Origin of the sequence: Peribacillus sp. NPDC058002, from assembly GCF_042886655.1 — a bacterium.
Taxonomy (GTDB): Bacteria; Bacillota; Bacilli; order Bacillales; family DSM-1321; genus Peribacillus; species Peribacillus aracenensis.
Window position 1 is genome coordinate 1 of record NZ_JBHVQU010000280.1, and the last position, 4,285, is coordinate 4,285.

Annotated in this window: 4 protein-coding genes; 2 read left to right on the plus strand and 2 right to left on the minus strand. The window is 39.5% G+C overall.

The genetic code is table 11. From position 1 onward, the window contains the following. Both ACFVSH_RS23465 and ACFVSH_RS23470 read right to left on the minus strand, forming a co-directional pair. On the minus strand, nt 1-903 hold a 903-nt coding region (locus ACFVSH_RS23465; protein ID WP_387708118.1), incomplete at its 3' end, for a glutamate synthase-related protein. Nucleotides 904-1,294: 391 nt separating this feature from the next. Beyond that, nucleotides 1,295-1,603, minus strand: a complete 309-nt coding sequence (locus tag ACFVSH_RS23470) for a hypothetical protein (protein WP_387598700.1) — start codon at nt 1,601-1,603, stop codon at nt 1,295-1,297. Nucleotides 1,604-1,824: 221 nt separating this feature from the next. Here ACFVSH_RS23470 and ACFVSH_RS23475 point away from each other — a divergent pair, with 221 nt between their 5' ends. Continuing rightward, nucleotides 1,825-2,970 (plus strand): glycerate kinase, encoded by a 1,146-nt coding sequence (locus ACFVSH_RS23475; protein WP_387708120.1) that lies wholly within the window; start codon nt 1,825-1,827, stop codon nt 2,968-2,970. 526 nt (nt 2,971-3,496) lie between these two features. Further along, on the plus strand, nt 3,497-4,252 hold the full coding sequence (locus ACFVSH_RS23480) for a GTP cyclohydrolase II (RefSeq protein WP_387598694.1): 756 nt from the start codon (nt 3,497-3,499) through the stop codon (nt 4,250-4,252). Nucleotides 4,253-4,285 lie beyond the last annotated feature (33 nt).

The window sequence follows — 4,285 nt, forward strand, 5'->3', positions numbered from 1 at the left end:
GGCTTTGTATGGTACGACCTTACGGATCTCAGCGATTTCAGGATTCACTTTTTCAGCATCGATATGCCCTCCGCGAGTTTTGGCACCTTGAGCCAATTTGACTTCAAATGCTTTGATTTCCGGTATTTCACTTTTTCTTTTTAACTCATCCCAATCCATTTCGCCCTTACTATCACGAACCCCAAACATGGCCGGCCCGATTTGCATGATTATATCGACACCGCCGGTTAAATGATAAGGAGAAAGTCCGCCTTCCCCTGTATTCATCCATGTGCCTTTTGCTGCAGCCAATCCCTCAGAAAGGGCAGTGATTGCGTTCTTCCCCAAAGAACCATAACTCATGGCGGACATGCCGATAAGACCTTTTAATCGAAAGGGATGCTTAGTGTTTGGGCCGATGATCACGGCATCATCATCATCCAATAAGAATGCAGAGGACACTTCATCTCCCCATTTTTCTTCTCGCTGTGAGAAAAGCGGGTCTTTCATTAGAATGTATCTTTTAGTCGTCACTTTTGTTTCTCGATCGTATTTTTCTTCTTCGGCCAATTTTGGGAACATGCTATTCTTAACAAAGAAGCCTTCTTCATCAAAATCCCGTTTTGAACCAAAACCTATTACATCCCGTAAATATTTTGAACTTTTCACCATATGTTCATAGTCATCCCGGGAAAAGGGTTTTCCTTCGTTATCACTGTTAAACCAATATTGCCGCATTTCAGGCCCGATTTTTTCCAGAAAGTAACGTATTCTCCCGAGCACGGGGTAATTTCTTAAAATTGCATGATGCTTCTGCGTGCGGTCAAAGAAAATCATATAAAGTAATAGGAAAACCAAGACGATGATTACGATGAAAATAACGGTAAATCCAAGGATAATTAAAAGATTTGCGATGCCACTCATTCAAATTCCCTCCTGATATGCAAAAAAATCATGTATTGTTAATCTACTCGGTAATTCGATCAATTATACAAATTTCCAATACAAGAATTTAATAGGGATAGAATGAGTTCATTTAAATAACCGACTTGATCTTACTTTATCTTCAGCTTCTCTTTTCCGCCTTAATCCAATGGCTAACTGCAAAGTTATAGCATCATGAGCTCTTCTGGATTATACCCGTTGATTTCCTTGATTTTTTAAATCGGTATATAAGGGGATTACGATGGATATACATTCTTTTTGCACATACCCCGATATTTTAAATTACTAAGGAAAAATTGTTGCAGTGTCTCAACCGACTTTTTCAAATAATCTGACTAGTATGCTTTCCTGAAATTGCCGTTTTGTCCGCTCATCCTCCTTTCCAGCAGTGCTTTTTTGCTTCACCTAGTAAAAGTGCTGATTCAGCTTCCCGGAACGAGTGGCATTTTATAATACCTTTTCCACAATAGAGCCCAAACCGTTTCGAAAACCAAAATGCTTTTAATTGTTTGATGACTGTATCAAGTCTTTGGTCGATACTATTTTCAGCAAGCGCAGTATGGAGAAAGAAAAACCGATTCACATTCAGGAACCCAACAAGGGTATGTTGAGTACCAAAAACAGTTTTCGTCATTTGAATCGGCTCACTCTTATTTAACGGATTTAATTTCGTTTCCATCACCCCTATCAAACAAGCAATGACTTATAATGAAAAAGGGGATGGTCGTTAGCTTACCCCTTTAGCAACCTTATACTTTAGGTAGGTGGGGAAATAACAGAATACGTACTGGTATAACCAAAATAACAAACAACATGTCTACTAATTTTCGTATAGAATGACCAGTGATCAAAATAGTTCAAAAGATTATAATTAAAAATATATTCAAAGGGGGCCTGAGCATGAAAATTGTTATTGCACCAGATTCCTATAAAGGAAGTTTGTCAGCATTAGAAGCTTCCAAAGCCATCGAACGAGGGGTCAGGAAGGCACTGCCGGATGCGAAGACAGAATTGGTTCCTGTAGCGGATGGCGGGGAAGGTACGATGGATAGCCTTGTGGCAGCTACGAATGGTCGAAAAGTTGAAGTGACCGTTAAAGGACCTTTACTTGAAGACGTTCAGGCAGCATATGGGATCTTGGGTGATCAGGAAACATGCGTGATTGAAATGGCCAGTGCATCCGGACTGTGCCTAGTCGATCCAGATGAGCTGAACCCCTTGATCACTACTACATACGGAACAGGGGAGCTTATTCAAAAAGCATTGAATGATGGCTGTCGAAAGTTCATTTTAGCGGTAGGTGGAAGCGCCACCAATGATGCGGGTGTTGGAATGCTCCTGGCTTTGGGAATGAGGGTGCTTGATGAAGATGGTAAACCGCTAGGATTCGGGGGTGCCGAATTATCGCGGATATCAGAAATTAATACGGAAGACTTTGATTCCAGAATTGCAGATTCCAAGTTCTTGATTGCCTCGGATGTCCAGAATCCGTTAGTCGGTCCGGATGGGGCATCAAGTGTATTCGGACCTCAAAAAGGTGCCACTCCTGCCATGGTTGAATTGCTTGATAAAGCTTTATCATCATGGGCTGATTTAGTGGAAATCAAGACAGGCATACACTTGCATGATAAAGCGGGTGCGGGTGCTGCAGGTGGAATCGGAGGTGCATTTCAAGCCTTTTTTCCAGCGGAAACAAAAAGGGGCATCGATATTGTGTTGGAGCATACGAAAATGGGTGAAAAATTATCCGATGCTGATTGTGTCTTTACCGGAGAGGGCCAAATCGATTACCAGACAGCTTCAGGCAAAGCACCAATGGGAATTGCACAAGAAGCCAAAAAGTACGATATTCCAGTATTTGTTTTAGCTGGATCGATCGGAACGGGTATTGAAGTTTTATATGATCATGGAGTAACTAGTGTTCATAGTTTAGTGAACGCTCCAATGCCTTTAAAGGAAGCTATGGATAGAGGAGCTGAATTGTTGGAAGTTTCAGCCGAACAAGTAATGCGGACTTTTTTGGGAGCGATTAAAAATAGTAGGTAGGTTAATTGTTTTCTAAAAGAGCTTAAAGATATAAAGAAAGGGAACTAAATGAAGAAGAGCTTGAAACGATTGGATACTTTTTGAATGGGATCGAATAAATGATTAGCTTAAGAGGTCAGTCCTCAAGGTTTATAAGAATTCCTATTTAGTTAACTGCGGGCTTTTTATAAAATTGGTGATGATGCCTTTCCTATTGATCAAACGGGTACGTTAGCTAGTTCGGAGCTGTCTTTAAGGCAGCTTTTTCTTTTTGCAACTATCGAAGCAGATCATTTCAAGGAACTGAAAAGGCGTGAAGGTGAATGAGTATAGTATATTAACTAGATTTGCTAATCAAGTGCTAATTGAATTCCTATCTTTAACACCCTTTATCAAAATTCATTGTAGTCGTTTTAAGAAGGTGTACATATGAAAATAAGAAGAAGTATGTTAATTATTCAAATTGACAAGCTTGAAAGCTGAGAAAATTCTATTGGGATAAATTATGAATCGATGCTTAAACTAACTCAAAAAAGGAGTGAAACTTATGACCCAAACAAAGTTTGATTCGAAAGTTCTTTCAGTTATAGAAGATAAAATCCGATTAATTAAAATAGATAAAAAGGCCATTTATTTAGTTGGTCCCATTCGACTACCAGTTAACTTATATGGGGAGACGGTAGTGTTCAATTGGTATTGTTGGCTAAATTGTGACGAGGTAACAGAAAACTATGAGAGAATTATTGAGAAATTATCTTCTGTTAATTTAGCTGAATTACAGCAATCAAGTGTGTTAGTATATGGTGACTTTTCATATAGTGACGATGCCATCATCAGAATGCATTCCATTTGTCATACAGGAGACATTTTTGGCAGTAAGCGATGCGACTGCGGTTATCAATTGAAAAAATCCATGAAAATGATAGTGGAGCACGGTACGGGTGCGTTGTTTTATCTAGCCAATCATGAAGGAAGAGGAATTGGCCTCTTTAGTAAGGCACTGGCATATATCCTTCAGGAAAATGGCTATGATACAGTTGATGCTAATAAAAAACTGGGTTTTGTTGATGATTCCAGAAACTATAATGACGCGATACTAGTATTGAAAGCACTAAGATCCAAACCGGTTACACTTATAACCAATAACCCAAAAAAGTTGGAAGCATTGAAAAACGCTGGTTTGGAGGTTGCAGGTAGAAAGCCTTTATGGGGAGACATTTCGGAGTTTAATGAGAATTATCTCCAGACAAAGATAAAACGTTCAGGTCATTTAGAGGAAGAGAGGATTTGTCCAAATGACTAATCTCATCCTGCTACGCCTATAATAGATCTGGGC

Excerpts from the sequence above, each read along its gene's own strand:
- ACFVSH_RS23470 (WP_387598700.1), bottom strand. The coding sequence starts at position 1,603 with ATGGAAACGAAATTAAATCCGTTAAATAAGAGTGAGCCGATTCAAATG.
- ACFVSH_RS23475 (WP_387708120.1), top strand. The coding sequence starts at position 1,825 with ATGAAAATTGTTATTGCACCAGATTCCTATAAAGGAAGTTTGTCAGCA.
- ACFVSH_RS23480 (WP_387598694.1), top strand. The coding sequence starts at position 3,497 with ATGACCCAAACAAAGTTTGATTCGAAAGTTCTTTCAGTTATAGAAGAT.